A 20,755-nucleotide genomic window follows, 5' to 3' on the forward strand; every position below is an offset into this window, starting at 1 on the left:
CTACTCCGCCGCTTCCAACTTCGCGATGCGGCGGCTTTGCTTTGCCTGCTCGTCATAGTCGCGCTGCCATTCCGACGGGCCGTTGGATGCACCCACCTGCACCGCGGTCACCTTGTATTCCGGGCAGTTGGTCGCCCAGTCGGAGAAGTCGGTGGTGATGACGTTGGCCTGGGTGTCGGGATGGTGGAAGGTCGTATAGACGACGCCCGGCGACACCCGCTCGGTGATCAGCGCGCGCAGCGTCGTCTCGCCGGAGCGGCTGGTCAGCCGCACCCAGTCGCCGTCGCGCAGGCCGCGATTTTCGGCATCGTGCGGATGGATCTCCAGCCGGTCCTCGCTATGCCAGACCACATTGTCGGTGCGCCGGGTCTGCGCGCCGACATTGTATTGCGACAGGATGCGGCCGGTGGTCAGCAGCAGCGGGAAGCGCGGTCCGGTCCTTTCGTCGGTCGCGACGTATTCGGTGCGGATGAACTTGCCCTTGCCGCGCACGAAGCCGCCGATATGCATGATCGGCGTGCCTTCCGGCGACTTCTCGTTGCAGGGCCACTGCACCGAGCCCACCCGGTCGAGAAGGTCGAAGGAAACGCCGGCGAAACTTGGTGTTGTCTTGGCGATCTCGTCCATGATCTGGGACGGATGCGTGTAGTTCCAGCCGAGGCCGAGCGCCTTGGCGAGCTCCTGCGTCGCTTCCCAGTCGGCATAGCCGCATTTCGGCTCCATTACCTTGCGCACCATGTTGATGCGGCGCTCGGCATTGGTGAAGGTGCCGTCCTTCTCGAGGAACGTCGAGCCGGGCAGGAACACATGCGCGTAGTTGGCCGTCTCGTTGAGAAAGAGGTCGTGCACGACGACGCATTCCATCGCGGCGAGACCGGCGGCGACATGCTTGGTGTCGGGGTCCGACTGCAGGATGTCCTCGCCCTGCACATAGAGCCCCTTGAACGAGCCGTCGACGGCCGCATCCAGCATATTGGGGATGCGCAGGCCGGGCTCGTCGTCGAGCTTGACGCCCCACAGGCTCTCATAGATGGCGCGCACCGCGTCGCCTGAAATGTGGCGATAGCCGGGAAGCTCGTGCGGGAACGAGCCCATGTCGCAGGAGCCCTGCACATTGTTCTGGCCGCGCAGCGGGTTCACGCCGACGCCCGGCCGGCCGATATTGCCGGTCGCCATGGCGAGGTTGGCAATGGCGATGACGGTGGTCGAGCCCTGGCTGTGCTCGGTCACGCCGAGGCCGTAATAGATCGCGCCGTTACCGCCGCGGGCGTAGAGCCGCGCCGCGCCGCGTATGTCGTCGGGATCGACATTTGCAAGCTGGCCGACCACTTCCGGGCTGTTTTCCGGCAGCGCCACGAACGATGCCCAGTCCTGGAACTCGTCCCAGTCGCAGCGCTCGCGGATGAAGGCCTCGTCGAACAGGCCCTCGGTGACGATGACATGGGCAAGTGCGGTCAGCATGGCGACGTTGGTGCCCGGCTTCAGCGGCAGATGGAACTGCGCCTCGACGTGGGCCGAGCGCACGATGTCGGTGCGGCGCGGATCGAGCACGATCAGCTTGGCGCCCTCGCGCATGCGCTTCTTCATGCGCGAGGCGAACACCGGATGCGCATCGGTCGGATTGGCGCCGATCAGCAGGATCACGTCCGTCTGCTCGATCGAATCGAAGTCCTGCGTGCCGGCGGAGGTGCCGAAGGTCTGGCCGAGACCATAGCCGGTCGGCGAATGGCAGACGCGGGCGCAGGTATCGACATTGTTGTTGCGGAAGCCCTGCCGGACAAGCTTCTGGACGAGGTAGGTCTCCTCGTTGGTGCAGCGCGAGGAGGTGATGCCGCCGATCGAGGTGCGGCCGTACTGGTACTGGATGCGGCGGAATTCATTCGCCGTGTGGGTGAGCGCCTCTTCCCACGACACTTCGCGCCACGGATCGCTGACCTTCTCGCGGATCATTGGTTTCAGGATCCGGTCCTTGTGCGTCGCATAGCCATAGGCGAAGCGGCCCTTGACGCAGGAGTGGCCGTGGTTGGCCTTGCCTGCCTTGTAGGGCATCATGCGGATGACCTCGTCGCCCTTGACCTCAGCCTTGAACGAACAGCCGACGCCGCAATAGGCGCAGGTGGTGACGGTCGAGCGCTCGGGCAGGCCTTTCGCCAGCACGGTCTTTTCTCTCAGCGCATCGGTCGGGCAGGCCTGCACGCAGGCCCCGCACGACACGCATTCGGAATCGACGAACGCCTCGTGCATGCCGGCCGAGACCCTGGATTCGAAGCCGCGGCCCTCGATGGTCAGCGCGAACGTGCCCTGCACCTCCTCACAGGCGCGCACGCAGCGCGAGCAGACGATGCACTGCGTAGGATCGTAGGTGAAATACGGGTTCGATTCATCGCGGGCGATGTAATCGATGGTCAGCGAGCCATGGCCGGGCGCCACGCCGTTTTCCTGCTTGACGTGGTTGCGGCCGTCCACGCCATAGCGGTTCTCGATCAGGCCGACCGTCCTGACGATCTTGTCGAACTCGCTGGCGCCAGTGCCGGCCTTCTCGCCCCACGCCGCAGGATGGTCGGAGACGTAGAGTTCCATCACGCCGCGGCGAATGGCGTCTAGCCGGTCGCTCTGCGTATGCACGACCATGCCTTCGCCGACCGGCGTCGTGCATGAGGCCGGCGTGCCGCCGCGCCCGTCGATCTCGACGAGGCAGACCCGGCAGGAGCCGAACGAGTCCAGCATGTCGGTGGCGCAGAGTTTCGGGATTTCGACGCCCGCTTCCATCGAAGCGCGCATGATCGAGGTACCGGCCGGCACCGTTATCGACTTGCCGTCGACGGTCAGCGTCACTTGCTGCTCGGCTTCAGAGGCGGGTGTGCCGTAGTCGATTTCCTGGACCAGCGATTTGATGTCGAATGCCGCGTTCATACCTGTCCGCTCCTATTCCGCTGCTTCGGCGACCGGCGTCGGCCGAAAGTCGTCCGGGAAATGGTTGAGTGCACTCATCACTGGATATGGGGTGAAGCCGCCGAGAGCGCAAAGCGAGCCGAACTTCATCGTGTTGCAAAGGTCGGTGACCAGCGCGATCTGCTTTTCCGGTTCGACGTTCTGGGCGAGCCGGTCCAGCACCTCGACACCGCGCGTCGAGCCGATGCGGCACGGCGTGCACTTGCCGCAGCTCTCGATGGCGCAGAATTCCATGGCAAAGCGTGCCTGCTTCAGCATGTCGGCGCTGTCGTCGAAAACGACGATGCCGGCATGGCCGATCAGCCCGTCCTTGGCGGCAAACGCTTCGTAGTCGAACGGCGTGTCGAACAGCGCGCGCGGGAAATAGGCGCCGAGCGGGCCACCCACCTGCACCGCTTTGACCGGGCGTCCCGTCGCCGTGCCGCCGCCGATATCGTCGACGATCTCGCCCAGCGTCATGCCGAACGCCGCCTCGTAGAGACCGGGATACTTGACGTTGCCGGCAATCTGGATCGGGATGGTGCCGCGTGAACGGCCCATGCCGAAATCCTTGTAGAAGGCGGCGCCCTTGTCCATGATCACCGGCACCGAGGCCAGCGAGATGACGTTGTTGATCACTGTCGGCTTGCCGAACAGGCCCTTGTGCGCCGGCAGCGGCGGCTTGGCCCGCACCTGTCCGCGCTTGCCTTCGAGGCTGTCGAGCAGGGCGGTTTCCTCGCCGCAAACATAGGCGCCGGCGCCGACGCGCACTTCCATGTCGAATGAATTGGCCGAGCCGAGCACATTGACGCCGAGCACGCCGGCCTTGCGGGCGATCTCGACGGCCTTCTGCATCACCGCCACCGCGTGCGGATATTCGGAGCGGATATAGATAAAGCCCTTGGTCGCGCCGGTGGCGATGCCGGCGATCGCCATGCCTTCGATCAGCACGAAGGGGTCGCCTTCCATGATCATGCGGTCGGCGAACGTGCCGGAATCGCCTTCATCGGCATTGCAGACGATGTATTTGCGGTCGGCCGACGTATCGAGCACAGTTTTCCATTTGATGCCAGTCGGGAAGCCGGCGCCGCCACGACCGCGCAGCCCGGACTCGGTCACCTGCTTGACGACCTCGGCCGGCGTCATCGCCACTGCATTCTGCAGGCCCTTCAGCCCGCCATGCGCCTTGTAGTGATCGAGCGACAGCGGATCGGTGACGCCGCAGCGCGCAAAGGTCAGCCGCGTCTGCCTGGCAAGGAACGGGATCTTGTCCGGTGCGCCCAGCCAGCGCTTGTGGTGGCCGCCGGTGAGAAAGCCGCAGTCGAACAGGCTTTTGACGTCGGAGGGCTTCACCGGCCCATAGGCGACGCGGCCACTAGCTGTTGCCACTTCGACCATCGGCTCGAGGAAATAGGCGCCGCGCGAGCCGTTGCGCACGATCTTGGCCTCGATGCCGCGCTCGGCCAGTTCCGCCCGAATCGCCTTGGCGACCTTTTCCGCGCCGAGCGCCAGCGCGCCGGAATCGCCGGGAATATAGATACGCGGGATCATGAGCGCACCTCGGCAACGATCTCGTTGAGCTTTTCGTCGTCGAGCCGACCGATCACCTCCCCGTCCAGCATCGCCGACGGCGAGCAGGCGCAAAGGCCGAGGCAATAGACCGGCTCCAGCGTCACCGAACCGTCACGGGTTGTCTCGTGGAAGCCGATGCCCAGCAATGATTTGAGCTTGGCGGCGATCGCATCCGAACCCATCGACTGGCAGGCTTCCGCCTGGCAGAGCTTCAGCACATGGCGGCCAGCCGGCTGGCTGCGATAATCGTGATAGAAGGTCACGACGCCGTGCACCTCGGCCCTGGAGATGTTCAGCGCCTCGGCGATGACCGGAAGCGCGTCCTGCGGCACATAACCGAACTCTTCCTGGATGCCGTGCAGGATCGGCAGCAGCGGGCCTTCGAGGCCTTTCAGCTCGTGGATGATCGCCGCGGTGCGCGATGCGATCTCGGTACTTGCAGGCTGCATCGTCATGCAGCGCCCTCCCTGGTCGTGGCGGTCTTCCGCTAAGTGCTTAGGAAATCAGAGGAAACCCGCTAAATCAATAAAGCCGATCCGTTGCTCGATAGAAATTTTCTATCGTTCGCAGTCACCAGCATTGTCTAGCCTAGCGGCGGCCGCGGAAATCGTCCGCCAGCGCCATTGCCTCGTCCAACAGCGCCGAGACGAGCGGCGTGTGCGGTTCGCGCCGCGCCGCCACCAGCCCGACCGTGTGGCTTGCGTCGGGCTCGACGATCGGGATCGCCCGGATCGGCTCGGAAAAACCGAAGGTTTCCGAGAGGTTAAGCGGCATGATCGACGACCATTTGCCGGTGCGGATATGCGAAAACAGCACGATCATCGAGTTGGATTCCAATGTCGGCCGCACCTGCACGCCGGCTTCGGCCAGATGCTGGTCGATGATGCGGCGGTTCTGCATGTCCGGCGTCAGCAGGCAGAGCGGCAGCTGGCTGAGTTCCGCCCATGTCACTTTGTCGCGGTCGGAATAGGGGTTCCCGACGGCGGTGATCAGTTGGTAGCGCTCGTCGTAGAGCGGCACGCTGGTGACGCGTCCGAGCGGCTCGTTGTCGAGATAGGTGACGCCGGCGTCGATGTCGAAATTGCCGAGCAGCGACAGCACCTCGATCGAGGTCCGCGACAGCACCGAGAAGGTGACGCCGGGGTGCTTTGCCCGAAACGGCGTCGTCAGTCGCGCCACCATGGCCAGCGCCGTCGGGATCGCGGCGATGCGGATGCGCCCTGACAGGCCGTGGCGTGCCGCCCGCATCTCCTCGCGCATGGTCCTGCTGTCGCCGACGATGCGGCGCGCCCACACCAACACCTGCTTGCCTTCCGGCGTCAATCCCTGGAAGCGCGAGCCGCGCAGCACCAGCATCACGCCGAGCTGGCCTTCCAGCTGCTTGATGCCGGCCGAAAGCGTCGGTTGGGTGACGCCGCACACCTCCGCCGCCCGACCGAAATGTTCTTCCCTGGCAAGTGCTATGAAGAATTCCAGCTTGTCGATCATGCCGTCGGGAGCCTGTCACGGACGCTGTGTCCGATTGTAGCGCGCAACGTCGTGGAAATCGCCTTCGGCCGCAAGCCGCCTGTGTAAATCGCCCGCATCCACATCTTTCAGCCGGCTTACTGTTTCCCGCGATGGAATGCGGCGCTATGTGGATGAGACGGGGGTCGTGGACTGGACACGACGGGAGATCGAACATGCTGGGCTGGTTCCGCAAGCTTTTGCCGCGCGAAGATCGCTTCTTCGACCTGTTCGAGCGGCATTCCCGCACCGTGGTCGGTGGCGCCGAGGCACTGCAGCAGCTTTTGCAGGGCAACGACATCGACCGCTGGTGTCAGACGATCATCGATCTCGAGGACGAAGCCGATCAGATCACCGCGGAAGTGCTGCTGGCCGTGCGCCGCTCCTTCATCACGCCCTTCGACCGTGGCGACATCAAGGACCTGATCCAGTCGATGGATGATGCCATCGACATGATGCACAAGACCGTCAAGACGGTAAAGCTGTTCGAAAAGAAGGAATTCGACCCGCTGATGCAGGAAATGGGGGGCGTCATCGTCGAGGCCGCCAAGTTGGTGGCCGAGGCGATCCCGCTGCTCGGCAAGGTCGGGGCGCATACGGTGCGCCTCAACGCCATCGCCGAGGAAGTCATGCGCGCCGAAGGCCGGGCCGACGACCTGCACGAACAGGGCCTGAAGGACCTGTTCAAGCGGCACGGCCGCAGCGATCCGATGGCCTATCTGATCGGCAGCGAGATCTACGGCCAGCTGGAAAAGGTGGTCGATCGCTTCGAGGACGTCGCCAACGAAATCAGCGGCATCGTCATCGAGAACGTATAGTGGAAGCCGCAATAGCCTTTCCCGTACTGGTCGGCCTTGTCGCCGTTGCACTGTTCTTCGATTTCCTCAACGGCCTGCACGATGCCGCCAACTCCATCGCCACCATCGTCTCGACCCGCGTGCTGAGGCCGCACTATGCGGTGTTCTGGGCGGCTTTCTTCAATTTCATCGCCTTCATGTTCTTCGGTCTTCACGTGGCGGAGACGCTCGGAACCGGCATCATCGACGCCAGCATCGTCACGCCGGCAGTGATCTTCGCAGCACTTGTCGGCGCCATCGTCTGGAATATCGTCACCTGGCTCGTCGGCATCCCGTCCAGCAGCTCGCACGCTCTGATCGGCGGTTTGGTCGGCGCCGGCGTTGCCAAGGCAGGCACCGGCGCCATCGTCTGGACCGGGTTGGGCAAAACGACGGCGGCCATCGTGCTATCGCCGGCGGCAGGTTTTCTGCTGGCGCTCGTCCTGATCCTCGCGGTCTCCTGGCTGTTCGTGCGGCGGACGCCGTTCGCCGTCGACAGCACCTTCCGCGTCATGCAGTTCTTTTCCGCCTCGCTCTATTCGCTCGGCCATGGCGGCAACGACGCGCAGAAGACTATGGGCATCATCGCCGTGCTGCTCTATTCGCAAGGCATGCTCGGCGCGAATTTTTACGTGCCGCTGTGGGTCGTCATCACCTGTCAGTCGGCGCTGGCGCTGGGCACGTTGCTCGGCGGCTGGCGCATCGTCCACACCATGGGCTCGAAGATCACCCGGCTGAACCCGATGCAGGGTTTCTGCGCCGAGACCGGCGGAGCGATCACCCTGTTCGCCGCCACCTGGCTCGGTATTCCGGTATCGACCACGCACACGATCACCGGCGCCATCATCGGCGTCGGCGCCGCCCGCCGCGTCTCCGCCGTTCGCTGGGGCATTGCCGGTAACATCGTGGTGGCATGGATCGTCACCCTGCCGGCAACCGCGGCGATCGCGGCTCTCACCTACCTCGCGGTCGGCCTGGCATGGTGACAGCACCGTAGCACTGCGCGGCAGGCGATGCGCCGTATCTACCTATCCACAAGGTTCAGGATGTTGCCGTCCGGATCCTTGAACCATGCGACCTTCATGCCCTGACCGACATGAACATCGCCCTCCAGCGTCAGGCCTGGCATGTCGTAATGCTCGAAGGTCACGCCCTTCGATTTCAATGCCTCAACGATCTTGCCGAGTTCGTCGCCGACCGTCCATGTCACAGCCGTCGCCTTGTTGGTCCCAGCGAAGTTCGAACGGTAGACGTTGATGCTGGTGTCGCCGCTTTTATAGACGATCAGTTCGCCACCTTCATTGTGCACCTCTTTCAGGCCAAGGACCCCTTCGTAGAATGCCTTGGCCTTGGCCAGGTCCTTCACGGCGAGATTGGCCGTCGCGTTGCTGTTTGCGAGCATGATTCGTCTCCTTCCCTGGCTGTCATTCCATGCTCATGAAATAGGCTGCGTTGACGATTTGGCGACGGCTGCTCCCACTGGAAATGCCGTCATATGCTCGCTGCCTCCCCGATACGCCGCTGCAATTGGTGGTCCATCGCTTGGTTCTGTTCCGGAACTGCATTATCTGGAGCGGAAAAGTAGAGGAAAAACTCATGCCCGCCGCCAATGAAAACGTGACCAAGGAAATCGTTATCGAGCGCCTGAAGACGGTCAATGGGCCGGATTTCACCGGCAATATCGTCGACCTCGGCCTGGTTTCCGAGATTTTCATTGCCGATGCCAAGGTGTTCTTTTCGATCACCGTTCCCGCTGCCCGTGCCCAGGAGATGGAACCGCTGCGTGCGGCGGCCGAACGTGTCGTCAAGGCGATCCCCGGTGTTGCCGGCGCCGTGGTCGCGCTGACGGCGGAAAAGAAGGGCGGCGGCATGGAGGCGCCGGTTCCGCAAAGACCGGCTCAGAGGCCCGCTCCGCCGGCCGCACCTGCGCGTCCCGCGCCACAGGCGCCCGCCTCGCACAGCCAGGGCAAGCGCGGCGTACCCGGCATCGAAGCGATCATCGCCGTCGCTTCCGGCAAGGGCGGCGTCGGCAAGTCGACCACCGCCGTCAATATCGCCCTTGGGCTTGCCGCCAACGGGCTGCGGGTCGGGGTGCTCGATGCCGACATTTATGGCCCTTCCATGCCGCGTCTGCTCAACATTCGTGGCAGGCCGCAGACCGTCGACGGCAAGATCCTGAAGCCGATGCAGAATTATGGCCTCAAGGTCATGTCGATGGGCTTCCTCGTCGATGAGGAGACGCCGATGATCTGGCGCGGGCCGATGGTGATGTCGGCATTGACGCAGATGCTGCGCGAGGTCGAATGGGGACCGCTTGATGTGCTCGTCGTCGACATGCCGCCCGGCACCGGCGACGCCCAGCTGACCATGGCCCAACAGGTGCCGCTGGCCGGCGCCGTCATCGTCTCGACGCCACAGGACCTGGCCCTGATCGATGCGCGCAAAGGCCTCAACATGTTCAGAAAGGTCGACGTGCCGCTATTGGGTATCGTCGAAAACATGAGCTATTTTCTCGCCCCCGATACGGGAAAACGCTACGACATCTTCGGCCATGGCGGCGCGCGCCGCGAGGCCGAGCGTCTCGGCGTCACCTTCCTTGGCGAAGTGCCGCTCGAGATGGGCATCCGCGAAAGCTCCGATGCCGGCACGCCAGTGGTGGTCTCCAAGCCGGATGGCGCTGAGGCGAAAATCTATCGCGACATCGCCGCCAGGGTCTGGGACCGCGTCAATGAAGAGCGCGGCGCGGCCGAGGCTGCAGTGCCGAGCATCGTGTTCGAGTGATGCGGATGTCCCTCCCCAAGTGGGCCTCTTGAGGGGGAGGGTGGCCGGAAGGGTCAGGTAGGGTCCGCGGCGACGCGCTCCAACTCTCCGGGATGGCGGGCTGACAAACCACGATCCCGTCTAGCGCGGAGGCAGATGTATGTCTTTCGTACCAAAGAGCGGATTCGGATGGCGCGTGCCCCTTGCCTGCTCCCGCGCGTTGTCATATCGATTTGTCATACAAATACGGAGACCACGATGGCAGGCGCCCCCACCCACAAGAAAAAATTTCGCTCGCAGGAGTGGTTCGACAATCCCGACAATCCGGGCATGACGGCACTCTATCTGGAGCGCTACCTGAATTACGGGCTGACGCGGGCCGAACTGATGTCCGGCAAGCCGCTGATCGGCATCGCCCAGACCGGCTCCGACCTGTCGCCCTGCAACCGCCATCACATTGAACTGGCCAAGCGCGTGCGCGAAGGCATCGTCTCGATGGGTGGCATCCCTTTCGAGTTCCCTTGCCACCCGATCCAGGAGACCGGCAAGCGGCCGACTGCTGCACTTGACCGCAACCTTGCCTATCTCAGCCTGGTAGAGGTGCTTTACGGCTATCCGCTCGACGGCGTGGTGCTCACCATCGGCTGCGACAAGACGACGCCGGCCATGCTGATGGCCGCGGCCACCGTCAACATTCCGGCTATCGCGCTTTCGGTCGGCCCGATGCTCAACGGCTGGCACAAGGGCAAGCGCACCGGCTCCGGCACCATCGTCTGGGAATCGCGCCAGCGCCTGTCGGCCGGCGAGATTGGCTATGACGAGTTCATGGATATCGTTGCCTCCTCGGCGCCGTCGACCGGCTATTGCAACACGATGGGTACCGCCACCACGATGAATTCGCTGGCCGAGGCGCTCGGCATGCAATTGCCGGGCTCGGCCGCTATCCCCGCCCCCTATCGCGAGCGCGGCCAGATCGCCTACGAGACCGGAAAGCGCATCGTCGACATGGTGCATGAGGATCTGAAGCCCTCCGACATCATGACCCGTAAGGCCTTCGAGAACGCCATCGTCGTCAACTCGGCGATCGGCGGCTCGACCAATGCGCCGATCCACCTCAACGCCATCGCCCGCCATCTCGGCGTTTCGCTCGACAATGACGATTGGCAGAAGGTCGGCCTCAACATACCGCTCATCGTCAATCTGCAGCCGACGGGCGAATATCTCGGCGAGGACTATCACCATGCCGGCGGCGTGCCGGCCGTGGTCGCCGAACTGATGAAGGGCGGCCTGCTGCCCTATCCGGAAGCCATGACAGCTAACGGCAAGACCATCGGCGACAATTGCAGCGGCGCCGTCAACGAGAACCTCGACGTCATCCGCACGGTTGCCGAGCCGCTGAAAGCCAATGCCGGCTTCATCAATCTCAAGGGCAATCTGTTCGATTCGGCGATCATGAAGACCAGCGGCATCTCGCCCGAATTCCGCGAGCGCTATCTGTCGAACCCGAAGGACCCCGAGGCCTTCGAGGGCAACGCCATGGTCTTCGACGGCCCCGAGGACTATCACGCCCGCATCGACGACCCGGCACAGGGAATTGACGAGCACACCATCCTGTTCATGCGCGGCGCCGGCCCGATCGGCTATCCCGGCGGCGCCGAAGTCGTCAACATGCAGCCGCCTGCCTATCTGATCAAAAAGGGCATCCACGCGCTGGCCTGTATCGGCGACGGTCGCCAGTCGGGCACGTCGGGCTCGCCGTCGATCCTCAACGCCTCGCCGGAAGCCGCCATCGGCGGCGGCCTGGCGCTGCTGAAGACCGGCGACCGCGTCCGCATCGACCTGCGCAAGGGCACCGCCGACATCCTCGTCAGCGACGACGAGATCACGCGGCGCCGCGCCGAGCTGCAAAACAATGGCGGCTATCAGTATCCGAAGCACCAGACGCCCTGGCAGGAAATCCAGCGCGGCATGGTCGACCAGTTTTCCGAAGGCATGGTGCTGAAGCCGGCGGTGAAATACCAGGATGTGGCTCATACAAGCGGCGTGCCGAGGGACAATCACTGACCAGGGTCCGTCGCACGAGCCAGCCGCCGGTGCAGGCAATTTGCCGAGGTCAGCGCCAGGAGGGGTAGGGGTGGGGGTACATCGTAGAGCGAAAGCCTCGGCTTTCCACCTGCGATAGCCTAATGGGCAGAAATGCCCGGCACAGGGTTGGACGCGGTCATTTGTCAACAGCGATTGCTCCCGCGAGAACGGCAATGCTTGACAAGCGGGCGTGACAAATCCACGATCATCGCAAGGGGTGCATCGCGACGACCCCGTGAGGCGTCAGCCCAACGTTCGCGTCCAAGCTTCTCTTTCAAGGAGGTGGACGCCATGCCGTCAACAACCGCTATCACTGTATCGCAACTGTCCCGTCTGATTGGGCTGCCGGGTGCACCCGCAATCATCGACGTCCGCATCGATGATGACTACAACGCCGATCCGCGCCTGCTGCCGGGGTCGGATCGTCGTGATTTCAGGAGTGTCTCGAACTGGGCTGCCGACTTCGCCGGCAGGCAAGTGACAGTTGTCTGCCAACAGGGAAAAAAGCTCTCGCAAGGCGTGGCCGCATGGCTACGGCAGGAGGGCGTTGCCGCCGAATCGCTCGATGGCGGGTTTGAAGCGTGGCGCGATGCCAAGGGCCTTCTCGTTCACGCCGACAAGATACCGCCCGCCGATGCCAAGGGCCGCACCGTTTGGGTGACGCGTACGCGCCCGAAGATCGACCGCATCGCCTGCCCCTGGCTGATCCGGCGCTTCATCGATCCTCACGCGGTCTTTCTCTTCGTCGAGCCGGCCGAAGTGGCGGCCGTCGCCGATCGCTTTCAGGCCATCCCCTTCGACATCGAGAACGTGTTCTGGAGCCACCGCGGCGAACGCTGCACCTTCGACACCATGATCGAGGAGTTCGGGCTCAAATCCGAAGCGCTCGATCGCCTGGCCACGATCATACGCGCTGCCGATACTGCGAGCCTCGATCTTGTTCCACAGGCGGCCGGGTTCCTGGCCGCCTCGCTTGGCCTGTCACGGATGTTTCGCGACGATCTGGAGCAGCTCGAGGCCGGCATGCTGCTTTACGATGCGTTCTTCCGCTGGTGCCGCGATGCCACCGAGGAGACGCATAACTGGCCGGTCGCCGGCGCAGTCAGTCTCGGCACAGGCAAACCATCGTGAGCGCCGTCCTTTCGAAAAAGCCGGCGGAGATTCAGGAGCCCGCTGTGCCGAGCTTCCGGCAGGCCGTGAAGGTCTGGGCAAAAATCGGCGTGCTCAGCTTTGGCGGCCCGGCCGGGCAGATCGCGCTCATGCACAAGGAACTGGTCGAGGAACGGCGCTGGATCGGCGAACAGCGCTTTCTGCATGCGTTGAACTACTGCATGCTGCTGCCTGGCCCCGAGGCCCAGCAACTCGCCATCTATATCGGCTGGTTGCTGCACAAAACGGCCGGCGGCCTTGTTGCCGGCATTCTCTTCGTCGTGCCGGGCGCGCTTGTCATGCTCGTCCTGAGCAGCCTCTATGCGCTCTATGGCGATGTACCGCTCGTCGCGGCGCTGTTTTTCGGGGTCAAGGCGACCGTGCTCGCCATTGTCATCGAGGCGGTGATCCGGATCGGCAGACGCGCGCTGAAAAACCCGGTCATGGTGTCGATCGCACTCGCCGCCTTCATCGCCATCTACGCGTTGAACGTGCCGTTTCCGCTGATCGTGCTGCTTGCCGGGCTGGCAGGCTGGATCGGCAACCGTAGTGCGCCGGCAGTTTTTTCCGGCGCCTCGCATGGCAAGGGCGATGTTCCCGACATAAAGGGCGTGGTCGATCTGATGTTCGAGCGCGGCGAACTGACCCACGTCAGGCCGACACGATGGCACGCGCCGCGCACTTTGGCGATCTGGCTGCCGATCTGGCTGGGGCCTGTTCTGCTGGTCTGGGCTTTCACCGGCCCTGCCAGCGTTTGGACTCAAATCGGTGGCTTCTTCAGTGTCATGGCGGTCGTCACCTTCGGCGGCGCCTACGCAGCCCTTGCCTATGTCGCGCAGGCAGCGGTCGAGTACTTCGGCTGGCTGGCACCCGGTGAAATGGTCGACGGCCTCGGACTTGCCGAAACCACGCCGGGTCCGCTCATCCTGGTCTTGCAGTTCGTCGGCTTCGTTGCCGCGTTCCGCCAGCCGGGCTTGCTGGCGCCGCTGCTTGCCGGACTGTTTGGCGGGCTGTTCACGCTGTGGGCGACGTTTACCCCATGTTTCCTATGGATATTCCTTGGGGCGCCTTACATCGAAGCGCTGCGCGGCAACAAGGCGCTGTCGGCGGCGCTCGGTGCGATCACCGCCGCCGTCGTCGGCGTCATCATGAATCTCGCTCTATGGTTCGGCTTGCACGTCATCTTCGGCGAAGTGCGCAATGTCGGGCTTGGAATGGACGTGCCGGTGCTTTCATCGATAGACTGGCGCGCGGCGCTGCTTTCCTGTGCCTCGATGATCGCCATTCTGAAGCTGAAGATCGGTATGCTGCCGACGCTTGCCGGATCGGCGCTGGCCGGTGTCTTGTTGCTGGCGGCGAGCGGGTAACGCTCAGCCGCCCATTCTGCTTCGCGGCAGCTTGATCATATCGCCGAAGCGGGCGCGCAATTTGTCGTCGACCGGCTTTGGCACATGGCGCGGGAAGCGTTCGGCAAGCACGCGTTTCTTCTCGATGATCGCCCGCTGCAGGATATCGGGCCTGCCTTTCTCATTCCATTCCTTCGGCGAAAAGCGGTCGCCGACGGCCGGATAGAAATATTCGGTCTGCATCAGCCGCAGCGTCTGCTCGTTGCCGAGATAATGGCCCGGGCCCTTCAGGCAGACATCGGCAATCGTGTCGATCGACAGCGACTCGTCCGTCACTTCGATGCCGCGCACGCAGCGCAGGCAGTGGCCGAGCATGTCGTTGTCGATGATCAGGCTCTCAAGGCAAAAGCCGAGCAGCGAGGCGTGCATGCCGGCCGATTCGTAAACCAGGTTGAGGCCGGCAAGACCGGCCATCACGTCGGTTATGCCCTTTTCGTAGCCGGACTGAATATCAGGCAGTTTCGAATCTGTCATGCCGGCGGCCGAACCACCCGGCAGGTCGTAAAATTGCGCCATCTGCGCGCAGGCCGCGGTCAGCACCGCCTGCTCGGCCGAACCGCCCGACATGGCGCCGGTCCGGAGATCCGAGACAAACGGCCAGGTACCGAAAATCGCCGGATGGCCTGGCTTGATGGCGTTGACGTAGATGAGGCCGACGAGCACTTCGGCGACCGCCTGCACCACGGCGCCGGCAATCGCCGCCGGTGCCGTCGCACCCGCCTGTCCTGCCGACAGCAGCAGGATCGGAATGCCGCCCTCGACGCAGGCTTCGAGAACGCCACAGGCGTCCTCGGCAAACTTCATCGGCGGCACGACAAAGCAGTTCGAATTGGAGACGAAAGGCCGCGCGCGAAAATTCTCTTCGCCGCCCGCGATCGCATAGAGCATGTCGAGCGCCGGCTTGACGTTCTCACGCACGGTAAACGAGGTGCCGACATGCTTCGACGTGCCCATGACGCAGGCGTAGAGCGTGTTGAAATCCATATCGAGCGGGTCGGGAATGTCGCGCGGCACCATCGGCCGCTGAAAGAAATGGATGTTGTCGAGCCCTTCGACCAGGCGCGCGGCATCATAAATGTCCTGCAGCAGCGACTCGCGATACTCACGCTTTTCGACATCGACAAGATGCACCGCAGCACCGGCCGTGCCGTAGTGCACACGCTTGCCCTGGATCACCATGTCGTGCTTCGGATCCTGGCCGTGGAGGGTGAAATGCCGCGCCGCGTTCTTGATGGTGTCGAGCACAAGGCCGCGAGGAAAGCGCAGGCGGCCGTCCTCACTGAAGGTCGCGCCGGCTTTGGTCAGCGCCTCGATGCAGGAGGGGATGGCGTTGGCGAAGCCGACCGTCTCAAGAAGGGTAAGCACGGCCTCGTGGATACGTTCGCAATCGCTGCCGCTGAGCGGGCTGTAGCTTCCGCCTTCGAGGCCGGCACGCACCGGCTTGACGTCGTCGGCAAGCGGTGCCGCCCGCATGGCGCGGCGCGCCTCGCGCCCGCCGGACCGCCGCGAACGCTGGTCTGCGGACACGTCCTGCTTCTCATGGGCCATTGGCATGAAGGACTCCAACTTTAGCTGCGGAGCGGGCGCGGCGGTTGGTCCACCATCGGCCTGCTCCGTCCCCTCTATACAGCGACTATGCCGCCGGCATTGGCACAGCCTATGTGCCAGCCGGTCCCGTCGCATATGCCAAGGAGCTAAAGAACCGGAGCCGCACTACATGCGCCAGGCTCCGGTCGGGGAAGGGAGATCAGGCCGCTGCCGGCCTGCGTCCAGCTGCCGTCGCAAGTTCGCGGATGCCGGGTTCGATGTGCTGCAACGCGATCGAGGAAATGCCCAAGCGCATGAAACGCGATGGCTTTTCGGTGCGGTCGAAGAAGCGGTCGCCAGGCTCGATGATGACGCTGCGCGAGGCCGCGGCCTCCGCCAGCCCGCGCGAATCGGTGCCGCGCGGCCCCTCGAGCCAGAGCGACGTGCCGCCGGCCGAATCGGTCGAGCGCCACTCCGGCAGGAAGGCGGAAATCGCATGGGCCAGACGCTTGCGCCTCTCGTCGAAGGCGCTCGACAGCCGCCGCACCAGCGCCTCGTGATGGCCGAGCGACAGGAACAATGCGACGGCGCGCTGGTTGTTCGCCGGCGGATGGCGCAGCATGAAGCGGCGTAGCGCCCGAAGCTCGGAGATCAGCCCGGCCGAGGCGACGATGTAGCCGAGCCTGAGGCCGGGAGCCAGCGTCTTCGACATCGAGCCGACATAGACGACGCGGCCGGAGCGATCGAGGCTCTTCAGCGCCTGCTGCGGCGCCTCGTCCAGGAGCTGGCTGTCATATCCGTCCTCGATGATGATCTGGTTGTGCCGGTTGGCGCGCGCCAAAAGCTCCTGCCGCCGCTCTGCCGACAGCGGCACCATGGTCGGGCAATGGTGGCTGGGCGTGACGAAGACGAAGCCGGAATCATTGGGAATGGCCGAGGTTACGATGCCGGAGTGATCGACCGGAACCGGCTGGATCTCGGCGCCGGCCAGCCGGAAGATCGAACGTGCATCGGGATAGCCCGGGTCCTCCATCGCCACCTTGGAGCCCTTGGTCATCAACAGCGTCGCCAGCATGTAAAGCGCGTTCTGCGCGCCCAACGTCACGATGATCTCGTCCGGATTGGCGAAGATGCCGCGTCGCGGCAGCAGCCGTGCCTGGATCTGCTCGATCAGGAGCGGATCGTCGCGGTCGACCATGTCGGATGCCCAGTTGCGGATTTCGAGCACCGCCAACGCCATGCGGTTGCACTCGCGCCATTCGGCGGTCGGGAACAGCGCCGGGTCGAATTGGCCATAGACGAAGGGGTATGACGACTTGATCCAGTTGTCGTGCTTGGCCGGCGGCGGCATGTCGCTCGCAGCGATCTGCCGACGCGCCTTCCAGTCGATCTCGTTGGCCTGGTCGGGCGCCTTCTGATGCGGCTTGGCCGGCGTCGCCAGCACTTCGGGATTGACGAAATGGCCGCGGCGCTCGCGCGCTACCAGGAAGCCCTGATCGACCAGCTGCTGGAAGGCCAGCACCACGGTGCCGCGCGCCACGCCGAGTTTTTCGGCAAGAATCCGGCAGGACGGAAGCGGCATGGAAGCCGCGATCTGCCGGTCGAGGATGGCGGCGACGATCGCCTGGCGGATCTGCGCCTGCAGGGTCTGACCGGATTCCGCCGAAATCCGGAACAGGCCGGACCATATGGCCGTGTCGTTTCGCTGTGGCATGGGAGATGTTCCTCGATGGCCAGCTTTTTTCACTTGGCTGGACCAGTCGAATGTACCGGTGGCACAAGGTGTTGCGCCAATCAATTTTTCTGATCGCTGGGATTTATGCCAGTGATCCTTTGAGCCGGCCCACGCTGCGCTGCGGCATCGCTGCGCATTGAAACAGATGGAATTCGACCCGATAGTTTGCCGCGACGACACGCGCCGGAAACATCCGGCCTGATAAGATGCACCTCAAGAACCGGAGCGAAGCAGTGGATCAATCGTCCTTTCAAAAGCAGCTCGACGCATTGCGCGATCATCGTGCGGCCAAATCGGGCTCGATGCGCGAGGCTTTCGCTGCCGATCCGCAGCGCTTCGAGAAATTCTCCGCCAGTGACGGCGACCTGCTGCTCGACTGGTCGAAATGCGCGGTCGATGCGCGGACTATGGAGTTGCTGGAGAAGCTGGCTGAGGCCGCTGACCTCGAAGGCCGGCGCGACGCGATGTTTGCCGGCAAGAAGATCAACGTCACTGAAGGCCGTGCCGTGCTGCACACGGCGCTGCGCAACCTGACCGGCAAGGGCATCGTGCTCGACGGCCAGGACGTGAACGCGGAAGTCCTTGCCGTACTCGACGCGATGGGTGCCTTCGCCGACGCGGTGCGTTCCGGCAAGGCGGCCGGCGCGACCGGCAAGAAAATCACCGACATCGTCAACATCGGCATCGGCGGCTCCGATCTTGGCCCGGCCATGGCGACGCTGGCGCTGGCGCCCTATCATGACGGGCCGCGCGCGCATTACGTATCCAATATCGACGGTGCCCATATCCACGACACGCTGAAGGGTCTTTCCGCCGAAACCACCCTGTTCATCATCGCCTCCAAGACCTTCACCACGGTCGAGACGATGACCAATGCCGAAACCGCGCGCAGATGGGTCGAGAAGGCGCTCGGCAAGGAAGCGGTCGGCAAGCATTTCGCCGCCGTCTCGACGGCGCTCGACCTGGTCGCCAAATTCGGCATCGCGCCCGATCGCGTCTTCGGCTTCTGGGACTGGGTCGGCGGCCGCTATTCCGTCTGGGGTGCGATCGGTCTGCCGGTGATGATCGCCATCGGCCCGAAGGATTTTCGCGCCTTTCTCGACGGCGCCCATGAGATGGACGAGCATTTCCGCACCGCGCCGCTGGCGAAGAACCTGCCGGCGCTGATGGGGCTGATTGGCTGGTGGCACCGCGTGATCTGCAAATACCCCGCTCGCGCCGTCATCCCCTACGATCAGCGTCTGTCCAGGCTGCCGGCCTATCTGCAGCAGCTCGACATGGAATCGAACGGCAAGAGCGTCACCCTGGACGGCGGCGCTGCAACGACGCCGACCGGCCCGCTGGTCTGGGGCGAGCCCGGCACCAATGGCCAGCATGCCTTCTTCCAACTTCTGCATCAGGGCACCGATTTCATTCCGGTCGAATTCCTTGCCGCTGCCGTCGGCCACGAGCCGGAACTGAAGCATCACCACGACCTTCTGCTTGCCAATTGCCTGGCGCAGTCGGAAGCCTTCATGAAGGGCCGCACGCTTGAGGAAGCCCGAGCGCAGATGCTGGCGAAAGGCATGAAGCCGGCCGATGTCGACAGGATTGCTCCGCACCGTGTCTTCTCCGGCGACCGCCCCTCAGTGACGATCCTCTACAGGAAACTCGACCCCCACACGTTCGGACGGCTGATTGCGCTTTACGAACACCGCGTCTTCGTCGAAGGCACGCTGTTCAACATCAACTCCTTCGACCAGTGGGGCGTCGAGCTCGGCAAGGAACTGGCGACCGGGCTGCTGCCCGTCGTTGAAGGCAAGGAGAACGCCGCAAAGCGGGATGCCTCGACTGCCGGACTGGTGGAATACATCCACCGCTTGCGCGGCCCGGAGTGAAAAGCTTGGCGGACATTAAGGGAATATTGTTCGACAAGGACGGCACGCTCGTAGATTTCAACGCGACATGGCTGGGCATCGCCGACTTCATGGCGATGGATGCGGCCGAAGGCGATCGCTGGAAAGCAGACAGGCTGCTTGCGGCGGCGGGCTTCGACTTCGCCACCAAGCGCTTCAAGCCGGATTCGATTTTTGCCTCCGGCACCAACATGGACGTCGTCGAGCTGTGGTTTCCACGGCTGTCCGACGAGGACCAGATGCTTGCCGTCGCCCGCTTCAACGCCATCACTTCGGCGCAGGGATCGGCAATGGCGGTGGCGCTGCCGGGTGTGGTCGAGACGCTTGGCCTGCTTCACAGAAAATCCTACCGGCTTGGCGTCGCCACCAACGACTCGACCAGCGGCGCGGAAAAGACCTTGGTCACTCTGGGCGTCGCGCAGCTTTTCGAAGCCGCCTATGGTTACGACGCGGTGGCCAATCCAAAACCGGCGCCGGATACGATTCTTGCCTTCTCGGACCTGACAGGGCTCAGGCCGGCGGCGATCGCAATGGTCGGCGACAATCGCCACGATCTGGAGATGGCGCGCGCCGGCGGCTGCGGCCTGGCGATCGGCGTGCTGTCCGGCACCGGCACACGGGAATCGCTGTCGCAGATCGCCGACGTCATCCTGGATTCGGTTGCCGATCTGCCCGATTTTCTTGCGGCGCGGGTCAGCGAGACAGTCTAGACTCGCAGCTAGCTGGTCCGAACGAGAACACGCCGCTCGGTTTCATCGCCGCATTCCTGCCTTCGCCGACATCCGGCACCTCGTATTCGGCCAGCAGGCGAAGCCGCGAGCGGGGCAGATAGGCGCGGCCCGGATCGCCGATCAGCACGGCGATGCCGGCTGCAAGGCAGCGGTCGAGGAAAGAAAGGGCCCGGCCGGCAAGATCATGGGCGTAAAACAGGTCACCGACCACCACGACATCCACCGGTGGCGGCGGACCGCTGGTGATGTCTTCGCCAATGATCATGATAGCGACGCCGTTCGCAGTCGCGTTGAGGCCGAGCGCAACCACACCAATGTGATCGATCTCGGCCGCGACGACCTCGCTGGCTCCGGCTTTTGCCGCCGCGATACCGACGAGACCCGAACCGGCGCCGAGGTCGAGCACGCGACGCCCGGCCACGGTCTCCGGCCGGTCGATTATGTAGCGGGCAAGCACCGCGCCGCCGGCCCAGACATAGGCCCAGTACGGTGGCTCCGGTTCAGGTCCGTCTTCTTCGGTCGCATGTTGGTTCCATTCGAGAAGCCGCCTGAGCCCGCTTCCCGGATGGGCGGTGTAAAGCCGGATTTCGGGAAGCGCGGGCACGGGGGCGATCCGCATGTT

16 protein-coding genes are annotated in these 20,755 nt (G+C 63.9%); 8 read left to right on the plus strand and 8 right to left on the minus strand.

What is annotated here, in order from left to right; translation table 11 throughout:
• The 4 genes from fdhF to NKI97_RS23500 form a co-directional block, all read right to left on the minus strand.
• Nucleotides 1-2,913 carry a formate dehydrogenase subunit alpha gene (fdhF, locus tag NKI97_RS23485; RefSeq protein ID WP_352743105.1) on the minus strand — a complete coding sequence of 971 codons (2,913 nt, stop codon included), beginning with the start codon at nucleotides 2,911-2,913 and terminating at the stop codon, nucleotides 1-3.
• Between the two features lie 12 nt (nucleotides 2,914-2,925).
• Nucleotides 2,926-4,482 carry a formate dehydrogenase beta subunit gene (locus NKI97_RS23490; protein WP_352448522.1) on the minus strand — a complete coding sequence of 519 codons (1,557 nt, stop codon included), beginning with the start codon at nucleotides 4,480-4,482 and terminating at the stop codon, nucleotides 2,926-2,928.
• Nucleotides 4,479-4,958: a formate dehydrogenase subunit gamma gene (locus NKI97_RS23495; protein ID WP_352448523.1), complete on the minus strand. Its 480-nt coding sequence runs from the start codon at nucleotides 4,956-4,958 to the stop codon at nucleotides 4,479-4,481. Before NKI97_RS23495 ends, NKI97_RS23490 begins: the two co-directional genes overlap by 4 nt.
• A gap of 133 nt (nucleotides 4,959-5,091) precedes the next feature.
• Nucleotides 5,092-5,991, minus strand: a complete 900-nt coding sequence (locus NKI97_RS23500; protein WP_352448524.1) for a LysR family transcriptional regulator — start codon at nucleotides 5,989-5,991, stop codon at nucleotides 5,092-5,094.
• Between the two features lie 194 nt (nucleotides 5,992-6,185).
• Between NKI97_RS23500 and NKI97_RS23505 the strand changes: the two genes are divergently transcribed.
• Both NKI97_RS23505 and NKI97_RS23510 read left to right on the plus strand, forming a co-directional pair.
• Nucleotides 6,186-6,827 (plus strand): DUF47 domain-containing protein, encoded by a 642-nt coding sequence (locus tag NKI97_RS23505; protein WP_023676807.1) that lies wholly within the window; start codon nucleotides 6,186-6,188, stop codon nucleotides 6,825-6,827.
• Nucleotides 6,827-7,831 (plus strand): inorganic phosphate transporter, encoded by a 1,005-nt coding sequence (locus NKI97_RS23510; protein ID WP_352743107.1) that lies wholly within the window; start codon nucleotides 6,827-6,829, stop codon nucleotides 7,829-7,831. The genes NKI97_RS23505 and NKI97_RS23510 overlap by 1 nt, the downstream gene beginning before the upstream one ends.
• A 38-nt stretch (nucleotides 7,832-7,869) precedes the next feature.
• On the opposite strand, the gene NKI97_RS23515 is transcribed toward NKI97_RS23510, so the two are convergent.
• A complete protein-coding gene (locus NKI97_RS23515; RefSeq protein WP_023676809.1) occupies nucleotides 7,870-8,247 on the minus strand; it encodes a VOC family protein in 378 nt (125 codons plus the stop codon).
• Between the two features lie 194 nt (nucleotides 8,248-8,441).
• Here NKI97_RS23515 and NKI97_RS23520 point away from each other — a divergent pair, with 194 nt between their 5' ends.
• The 4 genes from NKI97_RS23520 (at nucleotide 8,442) to chrA (ending at nucleotide 14,206) form a co-directional block, all read left to right on the plus strand.
• Nucleotides 8,442-9,626: an Mrp/NBP35 family ATP-binding protein gene (locus tag NKI97_RS23520; RefSeq protein ID WP_352448527.1), complete on the plus strand. Its 1,185-nt coding sequence runs from the start codon at nucleotides 8,442-8,444 to the stop codon at nucleotides 9,624-9,626.
• Nucleotides 9,627-9,863: 237 nt separating this feature from the next.
• Nucleotides 9,864-11,669, plus strand: a complete 1,806-nt coding sequence (locus NKI97_RS23525; RefSeq protein WP_352614507.1) for an IlvD/Edd family dehydratase — start codon at nucleotides 9,864-9,866, stop codon at nucleotides 11,667-11,669.
• Between the two features lie 312 nt (nucleotides 11,670-11,981).
• Nucleotides 11,982-12,821: a chromate resistance protein ChrB domain-containing protein gene (locus tag NKI97_RS23530; protein ID WP_352448529.1), complete on the plus strand. Its 840-nt coding sequence runs from the start codon at nucleotides 11,982-11,984 to the stop codon at nucleotides 12,819-12,821.
• On the plus strand, nucleotides 12,818-14,206 hold the full coding sequence (chrA, locus tag NKI97_RS23535; RefSeq protein WP_352748906.1) for a chromate efflux transporter: 1,389 nt from the start codon (nucleotides 12,818-12,820) through the stop codon (nucleotides 14,204-14,206). Before NKI97_RS23530 ends, chrA begins: the two co-directional genes overlap by 4 nt.
• 3 nt (nucleotides 14,207-14,209) lie before the next feature.
• On the opposite strand, the gene NKI97_RS23540 is transcribed toward chrA, so the two are convergent.
• Nucleotides 14,210-15,799 carry a trimethylamine methyltransferase family protein gene (locus NKI97_RS23540; RefSeq protein ID WP_352448531.1) on the minus strand — a complete coding sequence of 530 codons (1,590 nt, stop codon included), beginning with the start codon at nucleotides 15,797-15,799 and terminating at the stop codon, nucleotides 14,210-14,212.
• A 193-nt stretch (nucleotides 15,800-15,992) separates the two neighbouring features.
• Nucleotides 15,993-17,486 carry a MocR-like pyridoxine biosynthesis transcription factor PdxR gene (gene pdxR / locus NKI97_RS23545; protein ID WP_352836837.1) on the minus strand — a complete coding sequence of 498 codons (1,494 nt, stop codon included), beginning with the start codon at nucleotides 17,484-17,486 and terminating at the stop codon, nucleotides 15,993-15,995.
• Nucleotides 17,487-17,740: 254 nt separating this feature from the next.
• Here pdxR and pgi point away from each other — a divergent pair, with 254 nt between their 5' ends.
• Together pgi and NKI97_RS23555 are read left to right on the plus strand one after the other, a co-directional pair.
• Nucleotides 17,741-19,384 carry a glucose-6-phosphate isomerase gene (gene pgi, locus NKI97_RS23550; protein ID WP_352743113.1) on the plus strand — a complete coding sequence of 548 codons (1,644 nt, stop codon included), beginning with the start codon at nucleotides 17,741-17,743 and terminating at the stop codon, nucleotides 19,382-19,384.
• A gap of 5 nt (nucleotides 19,385-19,389) precedes the next feature.
• The gene (locus NKI97_RS23555) at nucleotides 19,390-20,112 is read left to right on the plus strand and encodes an HAD family hydrolase (RefSeq protein WP_352743115.1); all 723 of its coding nucleotides are present in this window, start codon (nucleotides 19,390-19,392) and stop codon (nucleotides 20,110-20,112) included.
• Here the strand turns inward: NKI97_RS23555 and NKI97_RS23560 are convergent.
• The gene (locus NKI97_RS23560; RefSeq protein ID WP_352743198.1) at nucleotides 20,096-20,752 is read right to left on the minus strand and encodes a class I SAM-dependent methyltransferase; all 657 of its coding nucleotides are present in this window, start codon (nucleotides 20,750-20,752) and stop codon (nucleotides 20,096-20,098) included. The two genes, NKI97_RS23555 and NKI97_RS23560, sit on opposite strands and share 17 nt — an antisense overlap.
• Nucleotides 20,753-20,755 lie beyond the last annotated feature (3 nt).

Source organism: Mesorhizobium sp. M0296 (genome assembly GCF_040321675.1).
Lineage (GTDB): Bacteria > Pseudomonadota > Alphaproteobacteria > Rhizobiales > Rhizobiaceae > Mesorhizobium.

Coding starts and splice junctions, on each gene's coding strand:
- fdhF (WP_352743105.1), bottom strand. CDS start 2,913: ATGAACGCGGCATTCGACATCAAATCGCTGGTCCAGGAAATCGACTAC.
- NKI97_RS23490 (WP_352448522.1), bottom strand. CDS start 4,482: ATGATCCCGCGTATCTATATTCCCGGCGATTCCGGCGCGCTGGCGCTC.
- NKI97_RS23495 (WP_352448523.1), bottom strand. CDS start 4,958: ATGACGATGCAGCCTGCAAGTACCGAGATCGCATCGCGCACCGCGGCG.
- NKI97_RS23500 (WP_352448524.1), bottom strand. CDS start 5,991: ATGATCGACAAGCTGGAATTCTTCATAGCACTTGCCAGGGAAGAACAT.
- NKI97_RS23505 (WP_023676807.1), top strand. CDS start 6,186: ATGCTGGGCTGGTTCCGCAAGCTTTTGCCGCGCGAAGATCGCTTCTTC.
- NKI97_RS23515 (WP_023676809.1), bottom strand. CDS start 8,247: ATGCTCGCAAACAGCAACGCGACGGCCAATCTCGCCGTGAAGGACCTG.
- NKI97_RS23520 (WP_352448527.1), top strand. CDS start 8,442: ATGCCCGCCGCCAATGAAAACGTGACCAAGGAAATCGTTATCGAGCGC.
- NKI97_RS23525 (WP_352614507.1), top strand. CDS start 9,864: ATGGCAGGCGCCCCCACCCACAAGAAAAAATTTCGCTCGCAGGAGTGG.
- NKI97_RS23530 (WP_352448529.1), top strand. CDS start 11,982: ATGCCGTCAACAACCGCTATCACTGTATCGCAACTGTCCCGTCTGATT.
- NKI97_RS23540 (WP_352448531.1), bottom strand. CDS start 15,799: ATGCCAATGGCCCATGAGAAGCAGGACGTGTCCGCAGACCAGCGTTCG.
- pdxR (WP_352836837.1), bottom strand. CDS start 17,486: ATGCCACAGCGAAACGACACGGCCATATGGTCCGGCCTGTTCCGGATT.
- NKI97_RS23560 (WP_352743198.1), bottom strand. CDS start 20,752: ATGCGGATCGCCCCCGTGCCCGCGCTTCCCGAAATCCGGCTTTACACC.